Origin of the sequence: Camelimonas fluminis (genome assembly GCF_014656355.1) — a bacterium.
GTDB lineage: Bacteria > Pseudomonadota > Alphaproteobacteria > Rhizobiales > Beijerinckiaceae > Camelimonas > Camelimonas fluminis.
Map to the genome: position 1 here is coordinate 274,896 of NZ_BNCG01000003.1, position 21,187 is coordinate 296,082.

General features: G+C 63.4%; 19 protein-coding genes. 18 read left to right on the forward strand and 1 reads right to left on the reverse strand.

Features of this window, described 5'->3' with window-relative positions:
- Positions 1-97: 97 nt before the first annotated feature.
- From IE243_RS06455 to IE243_RS06485, 7 genes are all read left to right on the forward strand, one after another.
- Positions 98-379: an acyl carrier protein gene (locus tag IE243_RS06455; RefSeq protein ID WP_132004164.1), complete on the forward strand. Its 282-nt coding sequence runs from the start codon at positions 98-100 to the stop codon at positions 377-379.
- A gap of 73 nt (positions 380-452) precedes the next feature.
- Positions 453-917, forward strand: coding sequence for a 3-hydroxyacyl-ACP dehydratase FabZ family protein (locus IE243_RS06460; RefSeq protein ID WP_191318511.1), 465 nt, complete (start codon positions 453-455; stop codon positions 915-917).
- A complete protein-coding gene (locus tag IE243_RS06465; protein WP_191318512.1) occupies positions 918-2,060 on the forward strand; it encodes a beta-ketoacyl-ACP synthase in 1,143 nt (380 codons plus the stop codon).
- Positions 2,061-2,090: 30 nt separating this feature from the next.
- The gene (locus IE243_RS06470) at positions 2,091-3,374 is read left to right on the forward strand and encodes a beta-ketoacyl-ACP synthase (protein ID WP_191318513.1); all 1,284 of its coding nucleotides are present in this window, start codon (positions 2,091-2,093) and stop codon (positions 3,372-3,374) included.
- Positions 3,375-3,440: 66 nt separating this feature from the next.
- Complete coding sequence (locus IE243_RS06475; RefSeq protein WP_191318514.1) at positions 3,441-4,193, forward strand: SDR family NAD(P)-dependent oxidoreductase; 753 nt, start codon at positions 3,441-3,443, stop codon at positions 4,191-4,193.
- Positions 4,194-4,342: 149 nt separating this feature from the next.
- The gene (locus IE243_RS06480) at positions 4,343-5,365 is read left to right on the forward strand and encodes a zinc-binding dehydrogenase (protein WP_191318515.1); all 1,023 of its coding nucleotides are present in this window, start codon (positions 4,343-4,345) and stop codon (positions 5,363-5,365) included.
- A gap of 90 nt (positions 5,366-5,455) precedes the next feature.
- Positions 5,456-6,535, forward strand: a complete 1,080-nt coding sequence (locus tag IE243_RS06485; RefSeq protein WP_191318516.1) for a MaoC family dehydratase — start codon at positions 5,456-5,458, stop codon at positions 6,533-6,535.
- Between the two features lie 174 nt (positions 6,536-6,709).
- On the opposite strand, the gene IE243_RS06490 is transcribed toward IE243_RS06485, so the two are convergent.
- Entirely contained in the window at positions 6,710-7,597 is an 888-nt protein-coding gene (locus tag IE243_RS06490) for a LysR family transcriptional regulator (protein WP_191318517.1), read from the reverse strand.
- 353 nt (positions 7,598-7,950) lie between these two features.
- Here IE243_RS06490 and sdhC point away from each other — a divergent pair, with 353 nt between their 5' ends.
- The 11 genes from sdhC (at position 7,951) to IE243_RS06545 (ending at position 20,973) form a co-directional block, all read left to right on the forward strand.
- Positions 7,951-8,370 carry a succinate dehydrogenase, cytochrome b556 subunit gene (gene sdhC / locus IE243_RS06495; RefSeq protein WP_191318518.1) on the forward strand — a complete coding sequence of 140 codons (420 nt, stop codon included), beginning with the start codon at positions 7,951-7,953 and terminating at the stop codon, positions 8,368-8,370.
- A gap of 9 nt (positions 8,371-8,379) precedes the next feature.
- On the forward strand, positions 8,380-8,784 hold the full coding sequence (gene sdhD / locus IE243_RS06500; RefSeq protein WP_373301590.1) for a succinate dehydrogenase, hydrophobic membrane anchor protein: 405 nt from the start codon (positions 8,380-8,382) through the stop codon (positions 8,782-8,784).
- 105 nt (positions 8,785-8,889) lie between these two features.
- Entirely contained in the window at positions 8,890-10,710 is a 1,821-nt protein-coding gene (sdhA, locus tag IE243_RS06505) for a succinate dehydrogenase flavoprotein subunit (RefSeq protein WP_191318520.1), read from the forward strand.
- Between the two features lie 89 nt (positions 10,711-10,799).
- Complete coding sequence (locus tag IE243_RS06510; RefSeq protein WP_132004132.1) at positions 10,800-11,585, forward strand: succinate dehydrogenase iron-sulfur subunit; 786 nt, start codon at positions 10,800-10,802, stop codon at positions 11,583-11,585.
- A gap of 177 nt (positions 11,586-11,762) precedes the next feature.
- A complete protein-coding gene (locus IE243_RS06515; protein WP_191318521.1) occupies positions 11,763-12,395 on the forward strand; it encodes an AprI/Inh family metalloprotease inhibitor in 633 nt (210 codons plus the stop codon).
- 110 nt (positions 12,396-12,505) lie between these two features.
- Complete coding sequence (gene zapE / locus IE243_RS06520) at positions 12,506-13,732, forward strand: cell division protein ZapE (protein WP_191318522.1); 1,227 nt, start codon at positions 12,506-12,508, stop codon at positions 13,730-13,732.
- Positions 13,729-14,343 (forward strand): TetR/AcrR family transcriptional regulator, encoded by a 615-nt coding sequence (locus IE243_RS06525; RefSeq protein WP_244642862.1) that lies wholly within the window; start codon positions 13,729-13,731, stop codon positions 14,341-14,343. The genes zapE and IE243_RS06525 overlap by 4 nt, the downstream gene beginning before the upstream one ends.
- Positions 14,344-14,616: 273 nt before the next feature.
- Complete coding sequence (locus IE243_RS06530) at positions 14,617-15,603, forward strand: lactate/malate family dehydrogenase (protein WP_191318523.1); 987 nt, start codon at positions 14,617-14,619, stop codon at positions 15,601-15,603.
- A gap of 87 nt (positions 15,604-15,690) precedes the next feature.
- Positions 15,691-16,890 carry an ADP-forming succinate--CoA ligase subunit beta gene (gene sucC / locus IE243_RS06535; protein WP_191318524.1) on the forward strand — a complete coding sequence of 400 codons (1,200 nt, stop codon included), beginning with the start codon at positions 15,691-15,693 and terminating at the stop codon, positions 16,888-16,890.
- The gene (sucD, locus tag IE243_RS06540) at positions 16,890-17,774 is read left to right on the forward strand and encodes a succinate--CoA ligase subunit alpha (RefSeq protein ID WP_191318525.1); all 885 of its coding nucleotides are present in this window, start codon (positions 16,890-16,892) and stop codon (positions 17,772-17,774) included. The genes sucC and sucD overlap by 1 nt, the downstream gene beginning before the upstream one ends.
- A 238-nt stretch (positions 17,775-18,012) precedes the next feature.
- Positions 18,013-20,973, forward strand: a complete 2,961-nt coding sequence (locus IE243_RS06545) for a 2-oxoglutarate dehydrogenase E1 component (RefSeq protein ID WP_191318661.1) — start codon at positions 18,013-18,015, stop codon at positions 20,971-20,973.
- The last annotated feature ends 214 nt before the right edge of the window (positions 20,974-21,187 follow it).

Here is a 21,187-nt window from a genome sequence, read left to right on the forward strand (position 1 = left end):
GTACGCCCAAACCGGGCAGCGCACGCTGGCTGGAATCATTTCAGCAAGTTGATGTTTCTGCGGATGCATCAGGCTTGTACAGGATCAGGAGTGCGTAATGGCGTCCACTTTCGACACCGTTGCAGACATCATTGCCGACACCTGCGATATTCCGCGCGAGCAGATTACGCCGGAGTCGCACGCCATCGAGGATCTCGGCGTTGATTCGTTGGCCTTCCTCGACATTGCCTTCGCGATCGACAAGGCTTTTGGCATCAAGCTGCCGCTTGAGCAGTGGACCCAGGAAGTCAATGAGGGCAAGGTCCCGGCGGAAGAGTATTTCGTCCTGAAGAACCTGTGTGATCGCATCGACCAGCTCGTTGCCGCGAAGCAGGGCTGAATAACGATCTGTTCCGAGTTTGGGGAGACGTATCCAGCCGGATGCGGCTCTTCAACCCGTTGAAGGCGCCTCTATGCATCTCGAATATTTCAGGATGATCGACGGGGTCGCTGCGCTCGACATGGGCGACAAGCGCATCCTTACGACAGCGACCGTTCCCATGGAAAGTCCTGTGTTCGAAGGGCATTTCCCTGGTTATCCGCTGATGCCGGGCGTGCTGCTGACAGAGACGATGGCCCAGGCCTCCGGCTTTCTCTTGCTCGCCCTGAGCGACTATGATCGTATGCCCTTCCTTGCCGGGGTGGAGAAGGCAAAGTTTCGTTCATTTGTTGGCCCCGGCGCGCGTCTTGAAATCGAGGCCCGTCTTGAGCACCTCGGATCTGGTTATGCGGTGACGAAGGCCCGGATTCGCAGCGGCGACAGAACAATCTGCGACGCGGAGCTCATGTTCCGGCTGCTGCCATTCCCTGACGGTATGGCTGCGCTGATGCAGGAGAGGGCGCGCGATATCGGTCTTGCTCCTTCGGAGGCGTCCTGAATGGACCGCGAAATCTGGATTACTGGCGTTGGCATGGTGTCGTCTGCGGGCGTTGGCGTCGCGGCGCACCTGGAGGCGCTCAAAAATGGCGACGCGCCCCGGGTTGATAACGACAGTTTCGCACCCTATCGCGTTCACCCGGTCGTCGCGGTTCCATTCGAGCAGCAAATCCCCAAGAAGGCCGACCAGCGGCAGATGGAAGCCTGGCAGAAGCTCGGCGTCTTTGCCGCCGGCATGGCGCTGGACGCTGCGGGTCTGAAGGGCGATGCGGAACGGTTGGGCCGGCTCGAGATGATTGTTGCTGCTGGCGGCGGTGAGCGCGACTACGCGGTCGACGGTCAGATCCTGACCCAGGCCCCGCTTTCTGAGCATCCGGCCGAGATGCTCAATGAGCGCCTGATGAGCGATATCCGGCCGACCATGTTTCTGGCCCAGTTGTCCAACCTGTTGGCCGGTAATATCTCGATCGTGCATGGTGTGACCGGCGGCTCCCGCACCTTTATGGGCGAGGAGCAGGCCGGCGTCGACGCCTTGCGCATTGCCGAAGCGCGTATTCGCGCCGGTCAGGCTGACGCATTTCTGGTCGGCGGCTCCTATAACGCTGAACGTCCCGACGTGCTGCTGATCTACGCCATGGCCGATTACCTCTGGGCCCGGGATTACGCGCCTGTGATGGAACGTGACGCCCATGGCGGCGGGTTCATTCTGGGGTCCGGCGCAGCTTTCCTGGTGGTCGAGGCGGCGGATGTCGCAAGGGCGCGCGGCGCCAAGCCGCTCGCCCGTCTCGACGCCGTTGCGTCGGATATGCCCGCGCGCAAGTCAGGATCGGTTGCGGCGTCGCTGGACAGTATGTGGGACCGGATCGCTAAGGGCTTCAATCCCTCGCGGGGCGTGGTGTTTTCCGGCGCTTCCGGCGCTGCTGGCGTGACCGCTGAAGAGCAGTCCGTGCTCGCCCAGCGTGCTGGCGAGGCAGCGGTCCACATTACGGGCGATCTGTTCGGGCATATGGTTGAACCACAGTTCCCGGCTGGCGTTGCGTTGGCCGCGGCCGCCCTTTCCGAGGGGTGGTATGACGACGCGGTGGTGACCGGCGTCGGTCACCGGCGAGGGGAAGGAACCGCGCGTCTGTCGCGCGTGGATTGAACGCATGGGTTTTCTGGCGGAGCAGCGCGCATGACGTCGCCACATCGCGATAGGGCAGGCCGGCCACTGGTGGCTGTCACCGGTCTTGGTATCGTCACTTCTCTCGGCGAGGGCAAGGAAGACAACTGGGCCGCGCTTACGGCGGGCCATTCCGGCGTGAAGCGGCTCAGCCGTTTTCCGGTTGCGGGTCTGAAGACCACGATCGCCGCGACCGTTGATTTCATCAAGGCGGAGCCGTTTTGCGCTCCGGCGCTGTCGCAGGAAATGGCGATGCGGGCCGGCGTTGAAGCTGTTGGCCAGGCTGGCATTGGAGCGCCTGGGGATTTTCCCGGGCCGCTATTTATCGCTGTGCCGCCCGTTGAAATGGAATGGCCCCACCGGCGAGCGCTGGCGGAAGCCGGAGCCAATGGCGAGGACGTGACGTACGCCACCCTGCTGGCAGGCGCGCGCACCGGAAAATTCCGGGAATGGTATGAACTGTTCCTGTTCGGCACGGTCGCGGAGAATGTGGCCCGACGCTTCGGCACCAAAGGCTCGCCGATTTCGCTGTCGACGGCCTGCTCGTCCGGCGCAACCTCGATCCAGCTCGGCGTTGAGGCGATCCGGCGGGGCGAGGCGCAGGCGGCGCTGTGCATGGGAACTGATGGATCGGTCCACCCCGAATCACTGATCCGCTTCTCGCTGCTTTCCGCATTATCGACGCAAAACGATCCCCCGGAGGGGGCTTCCAAGCCGTTTTCCAAGAACCGCGACGGTTTCGTCATGGGCGAGGGCGCGGCTGCGGTGGTGCTGGAGGATTATGACCACGCTCTGGCGCGCGGCGCCAGGATCCTTGGCTTCGTGCTGGGGTGTGGCGAGAAGGGCGACAACTTCCATCGCACGCGTTCCAGCCCGGACGGCGCGCCGGCGATCGCCGCCATCGAAGGCGCGATCCACGATGCGGGCCTGTCGCCGGACGACATCGATTATGTCAATGCTCACGGCACCAGCACGCCTGAGAACGACAAGATGGAAGCGTTGGGACTGGCGTCGGTGCTTGGCGAGCGGATGAAGTCCGTGCCGATTTCGTCCAACAAGTCGATGGTGGGGCACACCCTGACAGCCGCTGGCGCCGTCGAGGCGGTGGCGTCGCTGATGACTATCGCCACGGGGCGGATTCCGCCGACGATCAATTACAACGTTCCAGATCCGGCCATTGAGCTCGATGTGGTGCCGAATGTCGCTCGTGACGCTAATGTGCGTTACGTTCTGTCGAACTCGTTTGGCTTCGGCGGGCAAAACACCTGCCTGGTGTTTTCGGGAGAGCCAGGCTGAACTGGCTGAAACGGGTTGCAGACCGACGCGGCGCCACGGGCGCCGTGTTCATTTGAAGGAAGGTTTATGAGCAGGCGCGTTCTGGTGACTGGCGGCGGCAAGGGGCTTGGAGCGGCGATCGTCCGCGCACTGGCCCAGGCCGGGTTCGACGTTGATTTCACCTACCGGTCGTCGGGCTCCGCCGCAGAGGCGCTGATTGCCGAACTGTCCGCATCGCCGGTATGCGGATCCTTCCGCGCCTTCCAGCTCGATCTGGCGGATCAGGCCGCTGTCGACGCTTTCTGCGCCGCGCATGAAGACGAGGGCTACTACGGCTTCGTGCACAACGCCGGCCAGTCTTACGACGCCCTGGCGGCGATGATGTCCCGCGAGAAGGCCGACGAGGCCATGCAGGTCAATTTCTGGTCGCTGACGACGATTGCCAAGGCGCTGGTGCGCGGCATGGTTCGCGGACGCTCCGGCCGTATCGTGGCGATCGGCTCGATCACGTCCATTCACGCCAATGCGGGCAACGGGGCTTATGCAGCTTCCAAGGGCGCTGTCGCCTCATGGTTGCGCACGCTTGCGGTGGAAACGGCAAAACGTGGCGTTACGGTGAACACCATTGCGCCCGGCTTCATCGACACCGACATGATGGCGCGTTACGCCGAGCACCGCGCCACGCTTGAAAAACAGATTCCGGCTGGTCGCTTTGCGCGCGCCGAGGAGGTCGCCGCCATGACGGCTTTCCTCCTCGGCGACGCCGCTTCCTACATCACCGGCGCCGTGCTGCCGGTCGACGGCGGCCTGTCGGCCCAGATCAGCGCGCACCGGTATTGAGGCGCTTTGCCCACCGGCTGCCTGACGTGCGCCGGCGGGATACGGGTCCGGGCTGGAACAACAGGCCGGACTGGACAGCCAAACGGCGCGCAAGCCCCCGTTTGGCCGCTGTATTCAACGGCCCGGGAACGGGCGCATCAGGACAGGCCATGCGCGCACTTCAGCTTTTTGGTGACCGGGATCTTCGGCTGACCGACATCGAGCCGCCGCCGCCGCCCGCCGCAGGCGAGGTGCAGATTCGCACGCGCGCGATCGCACTGAACTATCTGGACGTCTGGGGCTTCCGCGGCATGGCCTTCGCTCGCCGCAAGATGCCCCAGGTTGCGGGCGTCGAAGCTTCCGGTGAGGTTGTGGCGGTTGGTGAGGGCGTCAGCCGCTTTAAGGCCGGCGACAAGGTGGTGATGTACGGCGCCGAGACCTGCGGGCATTGCAAGGCTTGCAGGGAAGGCCGCGACAATTTGTGTGAGAACGTCGCCGGAATTCTCGGTTTCCATGTCGATGGCTTTGCCCGGGAACTGATTAACCGCCCGGAACGTCTGGTCATCAAGGTTCCGGACAACGTCAGCTTTGATGACGCTGCCTGCGCTCCGATCGGCTTCGGCACCGTGCAGCACATGCTGTTCGACAATGCGAAACTCGAGCCTGGGGAAACCATCTTGGTGCATGCGGGTGGATCCGGCATTGGCACCGCCGCCATCAAGATGGCCAAGGACATCGGCTGCTACGTCTATACGACGGTCGGCGACGACGCCAAGGGCGAACGGGCGAAGGCGCTCGGCGCCGATATGGTCATCAATTATCGCACCGAGCGCTTCGAGGGCGTCGTGCGCAAGGCGACCAGGCGCAAGGGCGTCGATGTGGTTTTCGAACACGTCGGCGTCGACACGTGGAATGGCAGCCTGCTGTGTCTCAAGCGCGGCGGTCGCCTGGTGACCTGCGGCTCAACCTCGGGCATTTCCACCACCCTGAACCTGATGCAGCTGTTCCAGCAGCAATACCGCATTACCGGCTCGTTCGGTTGCAGCATGGGCAATATCGTCCAGTCGCTGGACAAGATGGCGCGGGGCATGAACCCGGTGATCGATTCGGTGTTTGAACTGCCGGATTTCCTGAAGGGGCTTGAACGGCTGGAAGGACGTCAGGCGTTCGGCAAGGTGATCGTCCGGTTCTGACCCAATACCCTCACGTTCTGGTTTCACGCATTGTCTTCCGGCGAGCTGACGCGCATTTCGCCGGACAGTGCTTCAACACATGAGCTGGCCATGACTGCAGATAACAAGGTGTCCGGGGCATCGCAGAAGACCGATCCGGGTCGTTTTTTCGAGCACTTCCGCATCGGCGAGGTGATCCGTCACGCGACGCCCCGCACCATCACCACCGGCGATGTGGCGCTCTACACGGCGCTATATGGGCCCCGCTTCGCTGTGCAGTCGTCCGATGAGTTCGCGCGTGGCGTTGGTTATGCCCGCAGTCCGGTGGACGATCTGCTCGTGTTCCACGTGGTGTTCGGCAAGACGGTTCCTGACATTTCGCTCAACGCTGTGGCCAATCTCGGCTACGCGGAGGGCCGTTTTCTGCGCCCCGTCTATCCCGGCGACACCATCTCCACCGTGTCCGAGGTGATCGGACTCAAGGAGAACTCCAATCGCAAGACGGGCGTGGTCTATGTCCGCTCCACCGGCTTCAACCAGAACGGCGATCCGGTGCTGGAATATGTGCGCTGGGTGATGGTGCGCAAGGCGGACGAAGCAGCCGCGCCCACCGGCGAGCACGTGCCGCAACTCGGCAAGGCTGTCGCCGCGACTGACCTGGGCGGCGCCGTTCCGTCGCTCAATGTGGGCGCCTGGTCGAACGAACTGGCTGGAAGCCGCTACCGGTTTGATGACTATCAGGTGGGCGAGCGCATTGACCATGTCGACGGCATGACCGTCGAGGAGGCCGAACAGCAGATCGCCACCCGTCTGTACCAGAACACCGCCAAGGTGCATTTTGACGGCCACGCCGCGAAGGACACGCGCTTCGGCAAGCGCCTGATCTATGGCGGCGTGGTGATTTCGCTGGCGCGGGCGCTGTCGTTCAATGGCCTCGGCAACGCCTTCCACGTCGCGGCTATCAATGGCGGCCGCCATGTGGCGCCGCTGTTCTCGGGCGACACTGTCTATGCCTGGACCGAGGTGCTGGACAAGGCGGAAGTTCCCGGCCGCGCCGACGTCGGCGCGTTGCGCCTGCGCACCATCGCGACCAAGAACCAGCCCTGCGCCGCGCATCCTTACAAGGTTGGCGACGATACGGACCCGTCGGTCATTCTCGACTTCGATTATTGGGTTCTGGTGGTTCGTTAAGCCGGAAAACCGATATCCGCCAGATATCAGCAGAAACATCAAAAGGGCGCCCTGATCCGATCAGGGGCGCCCTTTCTGATGTCTGGCTGCGGCTGCGCTCCGCGAAACCGGGGAGCTGCGATACGTCCGGCGCCCCTGATCAGCAGGTCAACCTGGCCCCCGGCTTTTCAGACGTCAGTTGTGTTGCAGGTGATTGACCAGTTCCCGCGCCAGCGGCGTCAGTCCGGCGTAACTGCGCACGCACAGGAACAGCTCGCGTTCGGCCCAGGCGTCACTGAGCGGGACGGCGGCGATTTTCATGATCCGCTTCGCCCGTTGCGCCGTGGTTTCGGGCACGACGCCGACGCCGACCCCACATTCGACCAGCCGGCACACGCCGTCGAACGAGCGCAACTGCACCCGCAGGCGTAGCGGCCGGCCGGCGCGGGCCGCTTTGGCGGCGAGGAAGCGCTGCAGGGCGCTGGACCGGTCGAGACCGACAAATTCATGGTCCAGTATGTTGGCGAACGGGATCTGCGCTTCCCCGTGGGCCAGCGGGTGGTCCTGGGCGACCACCAGCACGAAGCGGTCACGCCGGAAAGGGAACGTTTCGAGCGCGCCCCGGTCCACGGTGCCAGCGACGATGCCGATTTCGGCGACGCCCTCGGCGATCAGGCCAACAATCTCCCCGGACAAACGCTCCTCCAGATCGACAGAAACATGCGGATGCGCGGCCAGAAACGCCGAAAGGGCTTCCGGCAAAAACTCCGTCAGGGCGTTGGTGTTGGACAGCACGCGGATATGGCCAGCCAGCCCGTCGGTGTAGCGCCCCATATCCTCCTGCAGCCGCTCCGTCTGGTCGAGCAGGGTGCGGGCATGCTGGAGAAAGGTCAGGCCAGGCTGGGTGAGGCTGACGCCTTGCCTTCGCCGCACAAGAAGCGCTGCGCCAAGGCTCTCCTCCATCTGCCGGATGCGGGTGGAGGCCGCTGCAAGCGCAAGATTGCTGCGCTCGGCGCCTCGGGTGATGGAGCCGGCTTCAGCGATATTGCGAAACAGCAGGAGATCAGTGAGATCGAAGCGCATGCCTCACCCTTCGTGAATGGCGAAGGATGGGTACATGAAAAGCTCATTGATTGCGAGCCATTACAGATTAACGTCATTCTAAACAGGTGCGGCTATCCGCTGGATGGCGTCTTTTCCGTGTTTGTGTGGGCGCCGTTTCGCCGGGGCAGGCCACAGGGTGATTCGCACGATTGTCGAATCGTCCGTTGCAGGCGACGCGAACATTGGTTAGGAACCATTCCAAATTAGGGCGGGCCATGTGTCGCAGCCCCTTGCAGACGGCGCGGCGGTCACAGGTCATGGGCCTGAGGCGCGCATCGCAGTGTTGATGTCATTCGCGGCGAAGGCCGCGCGGGTTGAGTGGAGACGTCTTCATGGCGGAGGTTCAGGCGAAATCGCCCGCAAGGCGGCTGGAAGATATCCGGCCGCTGTCGCCGCATCTTCAGATTTACCGGTGGACGTGGACCATGGCGATGTCCGTGTTCCACCGCATGACGGGCATGGCGCTCTACGCTGGCACGGTGCTCATCGTCGGCTGGCTCCTGGCCCTCGCCGCCGGACCCGGGCCGTATGAATGCGCCCGCTGGCTGATGACCTCGATTATCGGCAAGCTGGTGCTGATCGCCTACACATGGGCGCTGTTCCATCATCTGCTCGGCGGCGTCCGTCACTTCATCTGGGATACTGGCGCCGGCTTCGAACGTGACGCCCGCATGGCGCTGGCGAAATTCACCCTGGTTGGCTCCATCGTGCTCACCATCGCCTTCTGGGTGATCGTGGCGCTGGTGCGCTGAGGCATGGCAATGGCTACGCAAAACCGTTCTTTCCGCACGCCCCGCGCCAATGTCACCGGCCTTGGCGCGGCTCATCATGGCACCGAGCATTTCTGGCGCCAGCGCCTGACGGCGCTCGCCAACCTGCTGCTGATCGTGCCGTTCCTCTGGATTCTCGCCGCCGCCTACGGCCGCGATTATGCCTCTGCTGTCGCGATCGTGTCGCATCCGTTCTCGGCGGTCGTCCTGCTGCTCCTGGTCGTATCCGTCGCCATCCACATGCGAATCGGCATGACGGTGGTGATCGAAGACTATCTGCCGAACAAGGCGCAGCGCGTTGTCGCGGTTATCGCCAACACTTTCTTCTGCGCGGCGGTCGGGCTGGTTGGCGTGTTCGCTATCGTCAAGCTCAGCGTGGGACGCCTGCTGCTCTGAGGCTGTCCGGCGGATTGCCGCCGGAAGTCCTTCCAATCGTCGTATTTCGCCTCTCCGCCGCCGGAAACCCAGCTGTTTCCCCGGAGAGCCTCAACGGGGTGATCGATGTCAGCCTCTGCTACCTACACCATTAACGGCCGGGCCTACCCGATCACCGACCATACGTTCGACGTGGTGATCGTCGGCGGCGGCGGCGCTGGTCTGCGCGCCACCGTCGGCTGCTCCCAGGCCGGTCTGCGCACCGCATGCATCACCAAGGTGTTCCCCACCCGCTCCCATACGGTGGCCGCCCAGGGCGGCGTCGCTGCGTCGCTGGGCAATATGGGCGAGGACAACTGGAAGTGGCACATGTTCGACACCGTCAAGGGGTCGGACTGGCTGGGCGACCAGGACGCCATCGAATATCTCGTGCGCAACGCGCCGGCCGCCGTTTATGAGCTGGAGCACTGGGGCGTGCCGTTCTCGCGCACCGAAGACGGCAAGATCTACCAGCGCCCGTTCGGCGGCATGACCACCGACTTCGGCAATGGCCCGCCGGCCCAGCGCACCTGCGCCGCCGCCGACCGCACTGGCCACGCCATGCTGCATACGCTGTACGGCGAGGCGCTGCGCAATTCGACCGAGTTCTTCATCGAATATTTCGCCATCGACCTGATCATGGACAATGGCGCCTGCCGAGGCGTCATCGCCATCAAGATGGATGACGGCACCATTCACCGTTTCCGCTCGCATCTGACGATGCTGGCCACCGGCGGTTATGGTCGCGCCTATTTCTCCGCCACTTCAGCTCATACCTGCACCGGCGACGGCGGCGGCATGGTGCTGCGCGCCGGCCTGCCCCTGCAGGACATGGAGTTCGTCCAGTTCCACCCCACCGGCATCTATGGCGCCGGCTGCCTCATCACCGAGGGCGCGCGCGGCGAGGGTGGTTATCTGACCAACTCCGAGGGCGAGCGCTTCATGGAGCGTTATGCGCCGTCGGCCAAGGACCTTGCCTCGCGCGACGTGGTCTCCCGTTCGATGACCGTTGAAATCCGCGAAGGTCGCGGCGTCGGCAAGAACAAGGATCACATCTACCTGCATCTGGATCACCTCGATCCGGCGATTCTCGCAGAGCGCCTGCCGGGCATTTCCGAGAGCGCCAAGATTTTCGCTGGCGTCGACGTGACCCGCGAGCCGATCCCGGTGCTGCCCACCGTTCACTACAACATGGGCGGCATTCCCACGAACTACCACGGCGAAGTGCTGACGAAGGTTGGTGGTGATCCGGATTCGGTGGTGCCTGGCCTGATGGCGCTCGGCGAAGCCGCCTGCGTGTCGGTGCATGGCGCCAACCGTCTCGGCTCGAACTCGCTGATCGACCTCGTGGTGTTCGGTCGCGCCGCCGGTCTGCGCGCCGCTGAACTGGTCAAGCCCGGCGAAAAGCACGCTGAGTTGCCGGCCGATTCGGCTGACATGGCCCTGTCGCGTCTGGACAAATTCCGTTACGCCAATGGCGGTACGCCGACAGCGGAGCTGCGGCTGGCCATGCAGAAGACCATGCAGTCCAACTGCGCCGTGTTCCGCACCGGCGAGGTTCTGGAAGAAGGCAAGAAACTTATCCACGACGTGTGGCGTTCCGCCGCAGACGTGCGCGTCACCGACCGCTCGCTTGTCTGGAACTCAGATCTACTGGAGACGCTGGAGTTCGACAACCTCATCACCCAGGCCGTCGTCACCATGGAAGGCGCCGTCAACCGCCAGGAGTCTCGCGGGGCTCACGCGCGCGAGGACTTCCCGGACCGGAACGACAACGAGTGGATGAAGCACACCCTGACTTGGGTTGATGATCACGCCCGCAGCGTCACCATCGACTACCGTCCGGTGCATACCTACACGATGACCGACGACATCGAGTACATCAAGCCGAAGGCGCGCGTGTACTGAGCATCCTCGTCCGGACGCCGGACGGACGTTGAGGTGGCCCGGCCGGCGAAGGTCGCCGGGCCGATGACGAGATTGAGGCTGGACGCGAGATGGCCGAATTTTCCCTGCCCAAGAACTCCCGGATTTCCGAGGGTAAGACCTGGCCGAAGCCTGCCTCGGCCGCCCGCATCACCACGTTCCGCATTTATCGCTGGAACCCCGATGACGGCAAAAACCCTGTTATCGACACCTATTATGTCGACCGCGATGATTGCGGGCCGATGGTTCTGGATGCGTTGCTCTGGATCAAGAACAACGTCGATCCGACCCTGACGCTGCGTCGCTCCTGCCGCGAAGGCATCTGCGGCTCGTGCTCGATGAATATCAACGGCGCGAATACGCTGGCCTGCACCATCGGCATTGACGAATGCGTCGACAAGGGCGTGGTGCGTATCTATCCGCTGCCGCACATGCCGGTGGTCAAGGATCTGGTGCCTGATCTCACCACCTTCTACGCACAGCACGCCGCCATTGAGCCTTACCTGAAAACGGTGACGCCGGCACCGGAGAAGGAATGGCGCCAGTCGCCGGAAGACCGGCAGAAGCTGGATGGTCTGTACGAGTGCATCCTTTGCGCCTGCTGCAGTACCTCCTGCCCCAGCTACTGGTGGAACGGCAGCCGCTACATGGGTCCTGCCGCGTTGCTTCAGGCCTATCGCTGGCTGATCGACAGCCGTGACGAGGATACCGGCGCCCGACTCGACAAGCTGGAAGATCCCTTCAGGTTGTATCGCTGCCACACCATCATGAACTGCGCCAATGTGTGCCCCAAGCACCTGAATCCGGCAAAGGCGATCGCCGAAATCAAGAAGATGATGGTCGTTCGCCAGGTTTGACCGCACCCAGGCGTTTTCTGCATGAGCGGCGTCGGGCCTTGCCCGGCGCCGCCTTGTTTTGAGGCCACAGTTACGTGAATATCGGACGACTGGCGTTTCGCCCGGGCCATGTTCCGGGCTAGACATGGCGTGATCCCCTGTTGGGGATCGTATCAAAGAGGTCCGGGAAACGCGCACATGCTGCTTGGCACTTACTCCCAGCTTGAACGGAAGAGCGGCGCTGGCTTCCTGCGTCTGGCGGCCGTTGTGTCGGTCGCCGCTACGCTCGCCGCTTGTCAGTCCAGCCGTTTCGATGACGGCGGCGGTTACCGGCGCTCTGCGCCTTCGCGTCAGGCGGCGGTTGAATCTGATATTGAGCCCGGTCTTGGCGGCTCTCCGGCGGGTCGTGTGGAAAGCAGCCCGTTGCCGCCGGCCCCGGGCGCCGTGATCGCTCCCGATCCGAACATGCCAGGCGCGGCGGCTCCCGGGTCAACCAATGTCGCTGGCCTGTCTCCGGCAACGACGCCGTCCGCGACGCCGGCTGCGCCTCCGCCGGCGACCCGCTCCAGCGCCATCGGCCGGTGGACAGCCAGGGAGGCGGCTGGCAATTGCGGCGTGACATTGTCGTCGACCCCATCGCTTGACCTGTATCGGGCCAGCACCTCCGGCTGCGCCAACAAGGACCTTCAGAGCGTCAACGCCTGGGAGTTCCGCGATGGCGAGGTGTATCTGTACGCCCGTGGCGGTGTCGTCGCCCGTCTGCGCGATAGCGGCGGGCAGTTCAACGGCGTTATCGCCAAATCTGGCGCGCCGCTGTCGCTCAGCAAATAAGGCTTGCGTTACAGCGCAGTTGGAAACAGAACGGCGCCTGCGGGCGCCGTTTGCCTGTGATCAGATGGTTATTGATATTCCCCGCTGTCGGGCAGGGATGGAGCGAAACATTGGGCGCCCAGTCTGCATCGGCTATCGCGCGGCGTGACGGCGCCGGCAAGGTGCAGGCGCGCTATGACGCGCTTGTGGCCAGCGAGGCAATTGAACGTGATCCGGCGCAGGAGGCGCTGGTTCACGAGTTCGACGCACTGCTTCAGCGGATGGAGGCCGGCGCGGTCCAGGGTGGCGGTGGTCTGTTGGGGCGATTGTTCGGCCGCAGATCCCCCGCGCCCGAGCCGTTGCGCGGCCTGTATATCTGGGGTCTGGTCGGGCGTGGCAAGACCATGCTCATGGACCTCTTCTTTGAGGAAGTTGCCATCGACCGCAAACGGCGGGCGCACTTTCACGAGTTCATGGCCGATGCGCACGACCGCATCTTCACCTTCCGGCAGCAGGTCAAGGACGGCAGGACGAAGGACGTCGACCCCATCCCGGTGGTCGCGGCGCAACTGGCTTCCGAGGCGCGGCTGCTGTGTTTCGACGAATTCACCGTCACGGATATTGCCGACGCCATGATCCTCGGGCGGCTGTTCAAGGCGATGTTCGAGCAGGGCGTTACCGTCGTGGCGACATCGAACGTTGAACCGCACCGTTTGTATGAAAATGGCCTCAACCGCAGCCTGTTCTTGCCGTTCATCGATCTGATCACGGCTCATATGGATGTAGTCCAGCTCGATTCGCGCACTGATTTCCGTCTGGAAAAACTCGCTGGCGCGCGGGTCTTCCATACGCCAGCGAATGAAGAGGCTCATGCAGCCCTTCGCGACGCTTTCCGTCGTCTGTCCGGCATGGCCCATGGTCGGTCGGTGACCCTGACAGTGAAGGGGCACCGGGTAGCCGTGCCGGAAGCTGGCCCGGGAGTCGGCCGCTTCGATTTCAACGACCTGTGCGCGCGGGCCTATGGCGCTGCCGACTATCGGGCGATCGCCGAGAACTTCCATACGGTCATCATCGAAAAGATTCCGGTGATGGCGATGGAGAACCGGAACGAGGCCAAGCGGTTTATCACTCTGGTCGACACCCTGTATGAGTATCGGATCAAGTTGTTGGCCTCGGCCGATGCGGAGCCGACGGCGCTGTACACCGCGACTTCCGGTCGGGAAGCATTCGAGTTTGACCGCACGGTTTCACGGCTGATCGAAATGCAGTCCGAAGCTTACCTGGCGCTGCCTTACGGGCGTCCCACGGACCTGGAGGACGTGGACGCGGAGGCTGACGTGGGCGGGAGCGTGGGGTGAACGCCGATAGCCGTCGCCTGTCCGGTGATCCGAAGGGGCGGTTGCTGGCCATCGCGACGGAACATCTGCGACGCGGCGGCGCCAAACGGGTTCGGCTGGTTGCCGTCGCCGAAGAAGCTGGCATGACCCATGCCAACGTCTACCGGTATTTTACGTCGCGAGATGATCTGCTGGACGCGGTTGTGACCGCGGCGTTGCGGCCGGTTGAGGCGCATCTGGCCGATGTGGCTGGCGCTCCGGATCCAGCTGACGACAAACTCGAGCGGATGATCTTTGCCCTGGCGCGCGGCTATCGCGACCTGCTTGAGCGCGAGCCCCGTGTATTTGAGTGCTACGCCAGCGCCGCCGCTGGCAACCGACCCCTGGCGCGCCGGCACCTTGGTCGGGTGCGGCGGCTTTTTGGCGATGTGATCGACGAGGGCCGGGTCGCCGGAATTTTCGAAGTTTCGGACCGTGACGCTGCCCTGGCGTTTCTTGTCGATGCGCTGCATCGTTTTACCCAGCCGTCCTCCGTGACGGCGGATGCGGCGCGGGTCCGGACCATGATTGACAACCGTCTGCAGGCGTCGGTGCGGGTTGTCTTGCGCGTGATGCGAGCGGGAATTGTGTGACGACTTACAAAAATGGAAACTTGTAACTCCCGTCGTTGCCGGTTTCTCGAAAGCCGACCCGCAAAAAGAAGAAAATTTTACTTAATAATTACAAATAGTTACCATGATTCTCCTGGTCGGTGAGGCTGAGCCGGCGTCTTCGTCGCCCTGCGCCACAACCACTTGAAACATAACATGGAACCTGTCTAAACGACCCTGCTTGGAAAGAGCCTTTCGCGCGATGGGCGCGATGGCCCAATCCTGGCGCAGACAGGGCGCATAGGCCGGAGAGGCATGAATACGGGTGTCGTTGCGATTGTTGGCGTCGGGCATGCTGGGCAGATTGTGGCCCGGTTGCTGCATCGCGCTGGCGTCGCCAGGCTCCGGCTGATCGATACCGCCATTGGCGTCGCAGCGAGACGGGCCGAAGACATGCGCCGCGCTGCGGTGGTGTTTGACGAAACCCTTGATGTGGCAGCCTCGGTGGATCTGGCTGATATGCGAGGCGCCGACGTTGTTATTGTGACCGCCGGGCTTCCCGCCGCTTCCCTGTCCTCCAGCGACGACTTGCTGGCGATGAACGCCGCCGCCATGACGCAGATCGGCCAGGCGATCGGTCAGGTGGCGCGCGACGCTTTCGTGCTGTGCCTGACCGGGCCGGTGGCGGCGATGACAGCGCGTTTGCAGGACGCGTCCGGCCTGGCGCCGCATCGTATCGTGGGCGTTCCGTCGTCTGCTTTCATAGCGGAGTTGTCCCTTCAGATCGCAAGCGAGCTCGACGTGGCGGTCGCCGATGTGCAGGTCAATATCATTGGCGGCGAGTTTGATGCCGATGACACGGCGGTCCTCCTGCGCTATTCGACGGTTGCCGGCGTTCCGCTTCCGGAAATTGTCCCTCCAGGACAGTCCGGCCGGGAGCGGATCGAGGCTGCGGTGGCGCGCGCGCGCAAGGTTGCGGGCGAGCCTGGAAGCGGGTTGAGGACTGGTTCGGCGTCCAGCGCGCCGGCCGCCCTGGCTGTCATCGCAGCAAAAAGTTATCTGAGCGATCAGAAACGCGTGCTCACGCTGGCGGCGCGTCTTGATGGCGACTATGGCGAGCGCGACGTTGTCGTGAACGCGCCGGTCGTCATTGGCCGGCGCGGCGTCGAACGCATCATCGGGTTGGGTCTGGATGATGCGGAGCGCGCGACGTTTGCAGAGGCTGTCGCTGTCTTCAGAAGGCGTATGGCGCTCTGCGCGGACATGGCTCCGGCATCTGTCCAGACTGGAACGGCGCCTTGATGGGGCCAGACAGACGGTTCGCGTGGCTTCCGCTGAAGCTGGCGCGCTCACAACGGAAGCCCCATCGGGCATAGAGGGACGCTTCGTATGAATATCCACGAGTACCAGGCCAAGGCCGTCATCAAGGAGTTCGGTGCGCCGGTCTCCCGCGGCAAGGCAATCTTCTCGGCTGATGAGGCCGAAGCCGCCGCGCGCGAGCTTGGCGGCCCGCTTTGGGTCGTGAAGAGCCAGATCCATGCCGGCGGTCGCGGCAAGGGCAAATTCAAGGAAGCTTCGGCTGGCGAAAAGGGCGGCGTGCGCCTTGCGAAGTCGGTGGAAGAAGTCCGCGAGTTCGCGCAGCAGATGCTGGGCGCCACGCTGGTGACGATCCAGACCGGCGAAGCCGGCAAGCAGGTCAACCGCCTCTATATTGAGGACGGCTCGGACATCGAAAAGGAATTCTACCTGTCGATGCTCGTGGACCGCGAGACGGGCCGCGTTGCATTCGTTGTGTCGACCGAAGGCGGCATGGACATCGAACAGGTCGCCCACGATACGCCCGAGAAGATCGTGTCATTCTCGGTTGATCCGGCGACAGGCGTCATGCCGCACCACGGCCGCGCTGTCGCCAAGGCGCTCAACCTGACCGGCGATCTCGCCAAGCAGGCCGAGAAGCTCACAGCGATCCTCTACACGGCGTTCACCAGCAAAGACATGGAAATGCTGGAGATCAACCCGTTGATCGTGACGACGCAGGGCCAGCTCAAGTGCCTTGACGCCAAGATCAGCTTCGACGGCAACTCGCTGTACCGTCATGCCGATATCGTTGCGCTGCGCGACATCACCGAAGAAGACTCGAAGGAAATCGAGGCTTCCAAGCACGATCTCGCCTATATCGCGCTCGACGGCACCATTGGTTGCATGGTCAACGGCGCCGGCCTCGCCATGGCGACCCTCGACATCATCAAGCTGTACGGCGAAGAGCCGGCCAACTTCCTCGACGTCGGCGGCGGCGCCAGCGAGGAGAAGGTCACCGCGGCGTTCGAGATCATCACCTCTGATCCGAACGTGAAGGGCATTCTCGTCAACATCTTCGGCGGCATCATGAAGTGCGACGTCATCGCGCGTGGCGTCATCGCCGCCGTGAAGACCGTTGGTCTGAAGGTTCCGCTGGTTGTCCGCCTTGAGGGCACCAACGTCGAAGAAGGCAAGAAAATCATTCGCGAGTCGGGTCTCAATGTGATTCCCGCCGACGATCTCGATGACGCGGCCCAGAAAATCGTCAAGGCTGTGAAGGAGCAGGGCTGATGTCCATTCTGATCGACAAGAACACCCGGATCATCACCCAGGGCTTCACCGGCAAGACCGGCACCTTCCATTCCGAGCAGGCGATCGCCTATGGCGCGACCCTGGTTGGCGGCACTTCGCCGGGCAAGGGCGGCTCCACCCACCTCGGCCTGCCGGTGTTCGACACCGTCGCTGAGGCGGCCGGCAAGACTGGCGCCAACGCCACCGTCGTGTACGTGCCGCCGCCAGGCGCCGCTGACGCGATCTGCGAGGCCATCGACGCCGAGATCCCGCTGATCGTCTGCATCACCGAGGGCATCCCGGTGCTCGACATGGTGCGCGTCAAGCGGTCGCTGGAAGGTTCGAAGTCGCGTCTCATTGGCCCGAACTGCCCTGGCGTCGTCACTGCTGGCGAGTCGAAGATCGGCATCATGCCGGCCAACATCTTCAAGCCTGGCAACGTCGGCATCGTGTCGCGCTCCGGCACCCTGACCTACGAGGCGGTGTTCCAGACCACCAACGAAGGCCTCGGCCAGACCACGGCTGTCGGCATCGGCGGCGACCCGGTCAAGGGCACCGAGTTCATCGACATGCTGGAGATGTTCCTGGCGGACCCGAAGACCGAGTCGATCGTCATGATCGGCGAGATCGGCGGCTCGGCCGAGGAAGACGCCGCCCAGTTCATCAAGGACGAGGCGAAGCGCGGCCGCAAGAAGCCGATGGTTGGCTTCATTGCCGGCCGCACCGCTCCTCCCGGCCGCCGCATGGGCCACGCTGGCGCCATCATTTCTGGCGGCAAGGGCGGCGCCGAGGACAAGATCGCGGCGATGGAGGCCGCCGGCATTCGCGTGTCGCCGTCTCCGGCTCGCCTTGGCAAAACGCTGGTTGAAGTCCTCAAGGGCTGATCTGGCCAGGCACAGGCCGTCGTTCACTGGCAAAACTGGCGAAAATCACCATATCCTCGCCAGTTTTGGATTTCAGTAACGGGGCCAGGCCAACATCATCGACAAAGGCGGATCGACCACCGAGGGCCGATTCGCGCTCCGTCTCTCCAACCGGAGAGAGACGGACCGGACTGAAAGGTCCACCATGGCGCGCCACATTCTGGTGGCGGCCAGCGGGTTCCGGCAGGGACAGACAGTTATGGCGCGACAGGACGACAACGCTCTTTTTGCCGACACAGCGTTCCTCTACGGAGGTAACGCCGCCTACCTTGAGCAGCTTCAGGCCAGGTACGAAAATGACCCGGCCTCCGTTGACGCCGAGTGGCGGGAGTTCTTCGGTGGTTTGAGCGACGACGCGTCGCTGGTGCGCAAGAACGCCGAGGGCGCCTCCTGGCGTCGGCCGAACTGGCCGGTGGCCGCCAATGGCGAACTGGTTTCGGCCATGGACGGCGACTGGCCGGCCGAGAAGGTCGTCGGCGACAAGCTGCGCAAGAAGGCGCAGGAGCAGGGCGTCGCCATGTCGGAGGGCGCCGTCGCCCAGGCCACCCGCGACAGCGTCCGCGCCATCATGATGATCCGCGCCTATCGCATGCGCGGTCACCTTCACGCGGACCTGGACCCGTTGCGCCTTGAACCGCGCGGCGATCATGTCGAGCTGCATCCCTCGTCCTATGGTTTCGAGGAAGCGGATTACGATCGCAAGATTTTCATCGACAATGTGCTCGGGCTTGAATTCGCCACCGTGCGCCAGATGCTGGATATCCTGCGCCGCACCTACTGCCAGACGATCGGCTTTGAATTCATGCACATCTCCGATCCGGTCGAGAAGGCCTGGATCCAGGAGCGCATTGAGGGACCCGACAAGGAAGTTGCGTTCACGCCGGAGGGCAAGCGCGCCATCCTGAACAAGCTCATCGAGGCGGAAGGCTTCGAGAAGTTCCTGGACCTCAAGTACACCGGCACCAAGCGCTTTGGTCTCGACGGCGGCGAAGCCATCGTTCCGGCGCTTGAGCAGATCATCAAGCGCGGCGGCGCGCTTGGCGTGCGCGATATTTCCTTCGGCATGGCCCACCGTGGTCGCCTCAACGTGCTTGCGCAGGTGATGGCGAAGCCGCATCGCGCCATTTTCAATGAGTTCAAGGGCGGTTCGTTCAAGCCGGACGACGTCGAGGGCTCTGGCGACGTGAAGTATCACCTTGGCGTCTCCTCGGACCGCGTGTTCGACAACAATCAGGTTCACCTGTCGCTGGCGGCCAATCCGTCCCATCTCGAGATCGTCGATCCGGTGGTGCTGGGCAAGGTGCGCGCCAAGCAGGATCAGCTTGACGACCGTATTGAACGCTCGAAGGCCATGCCGTTGCTCATCCATGGCGACGCGGCCTTCGCTGGCCAGGGCGTTGTGGCGGAATGCTTTGGTCTGTCGGGTCTGAAGGGGCACCGCACCGGCGGTTCGCTGCACTTCATCATCAACAACCAGATCGGCTTCACCACCAATCCGCGTTTCTCGCGCTCCTCGCCCTATCCGTCTGACGTGGCGAAGATGGTCGAGGCGCCGGTGTTTCACTGCAACGGCGACGATCCGGAAGCGGTTGTGTTCGCGGCCAAGGTGGCGACCGAGTTTCGCCAGCGCTTCCACAAGCCGGTGGTCATCGACATGTTCTGCTACCGGCGGTTCGGTCACAACGAGGGCGACGAGCCCGCGTTCACCCAGCCGCTGATGTACAAGACCATTCGCAAGCACCAGACGACGCTCGATATCTACGCGAAGAAGCTGGTCGACGAGGGCGTGGTCACCGAGGCGCAGGTCGACGAGCGCAAGGCGGAATGGCGCGCCCATCTCGACGGCGAATTCGAAGCTGCGCAGACCTACAAGCCCAACAAGGCTGACTGGCTCGATGGTCGCTGGTCCGGCATGAAGGCCGTCCGCGAAGACAGCGACGATCCACGCCGTGGTCACACCGGCGTGCCGGTGGCTGAGCTGAAGGACATCGGGCTGCGACTGACGGAGCTGCCGAAGGACTTCACCGCGCACCGCACCATCGTCCGCTTCCTCGACACCCGTCGCAAGGCGATCGAGAGCGGCGAGGGCATCGACTGGGCGACGGCTGAGGCGCTGGCTTTCGGTTCGCTGTTGCTGGACGGAAACCCTGTCCGCCTGTCCGGCCAGGACGTTGAGCGGGGCACCTTCTCGCAGCGTCATTCGGTGGTGCACGATCAGGAGACCGACCGGCGTTACAAGCCCCTGAATCATCTGCGCGAAGGTCAGGCGCGCTACGAGGCCATCAACTCGATGCTCTCGGAAGAAGCGGTGCTCGGTTTCGAGTATGGCTACTCGCTGGCGGAGCCCAACGCCCTGACCATCTGGGAAGCCCAGTTCGGCGACTTCGCCAACGGCGCCCAGGTGGTGGTGGACCAGTTCATCTCGTCCGGCGAGCGCAAATGGTTGCGCATGTCTGGCCTGGTGATGCTGCTTCCGCATGGCTATGAGGGGCAGGGGCCTGAGCACTCCTCGGCCCGCCTTGAGCGCTATCTGCAGCTTTGCGCCGAAGACAATATGCAGGTCGCCAACTGCTCGACGCCGGCCAGCTACTTCCACATCCTGCGCCGGCAGCAGAAGCGCGACTTCCGCAAGCCGCTGGTGCTGATGACGCCGAAGTCGCTGCTGCGTCACAAGCGTTGCGTGTCGCTGCTGTCGGAGCTGGGCGAGGATTCGACCTTCCACCGCATCCTGCACGATGACGCCGAGCGCTATCCCGACGCCAGCCCGATCAAGCTGGTGAAGGATGACCGCATCCGCCGCGTCGTCCTGTGCACCGGCAAGGTCTATTACGATCTGCTGGAAGAGCGCGAGAAGCGGGGCATTGATGACGTCTATCTGCTTCGCGCCGAGCAGCTTTATCCGTTCCCCGTGAAGACGCTGACCAACATCTTCAGCCGCTTCCCGAACGCTGAGCTGGTCTGGTGTCAGGAAGAGCCCCGGAACATGGGCGCCTGGACGTTCGTGCAGCCTTATCTCGACTGGGTGCTGGAGCATTGCAACGCCAGGGTGCAGCGCCCCCGTTATGTCGGGCGTCCGGCGGCGGCTTCGCCGGCGGTGGGGCAAATGTCCAAGCATCTGGCGCAGCTCCAGTCCTTCCTAGACGACGCTTTCGCGTCTTGACAGTCAGCGGGCGTGGCGCAGCCGGCTGTCGGCGCGTCACGTCCGGAAACGCCGCCCCGTCCGCACGACCGGCGGTGACTGGACTCACAGACGCCAGTCGGGCGACAGTCCGCAGGGAAGCGCGCAATTCCTGTCAGGACATGAGCGCGCCTGGATATACAATTCGGCGAGTCGCTGCGGCCTGTCCGCCCATCGCCCGATCCGAAATCTGACG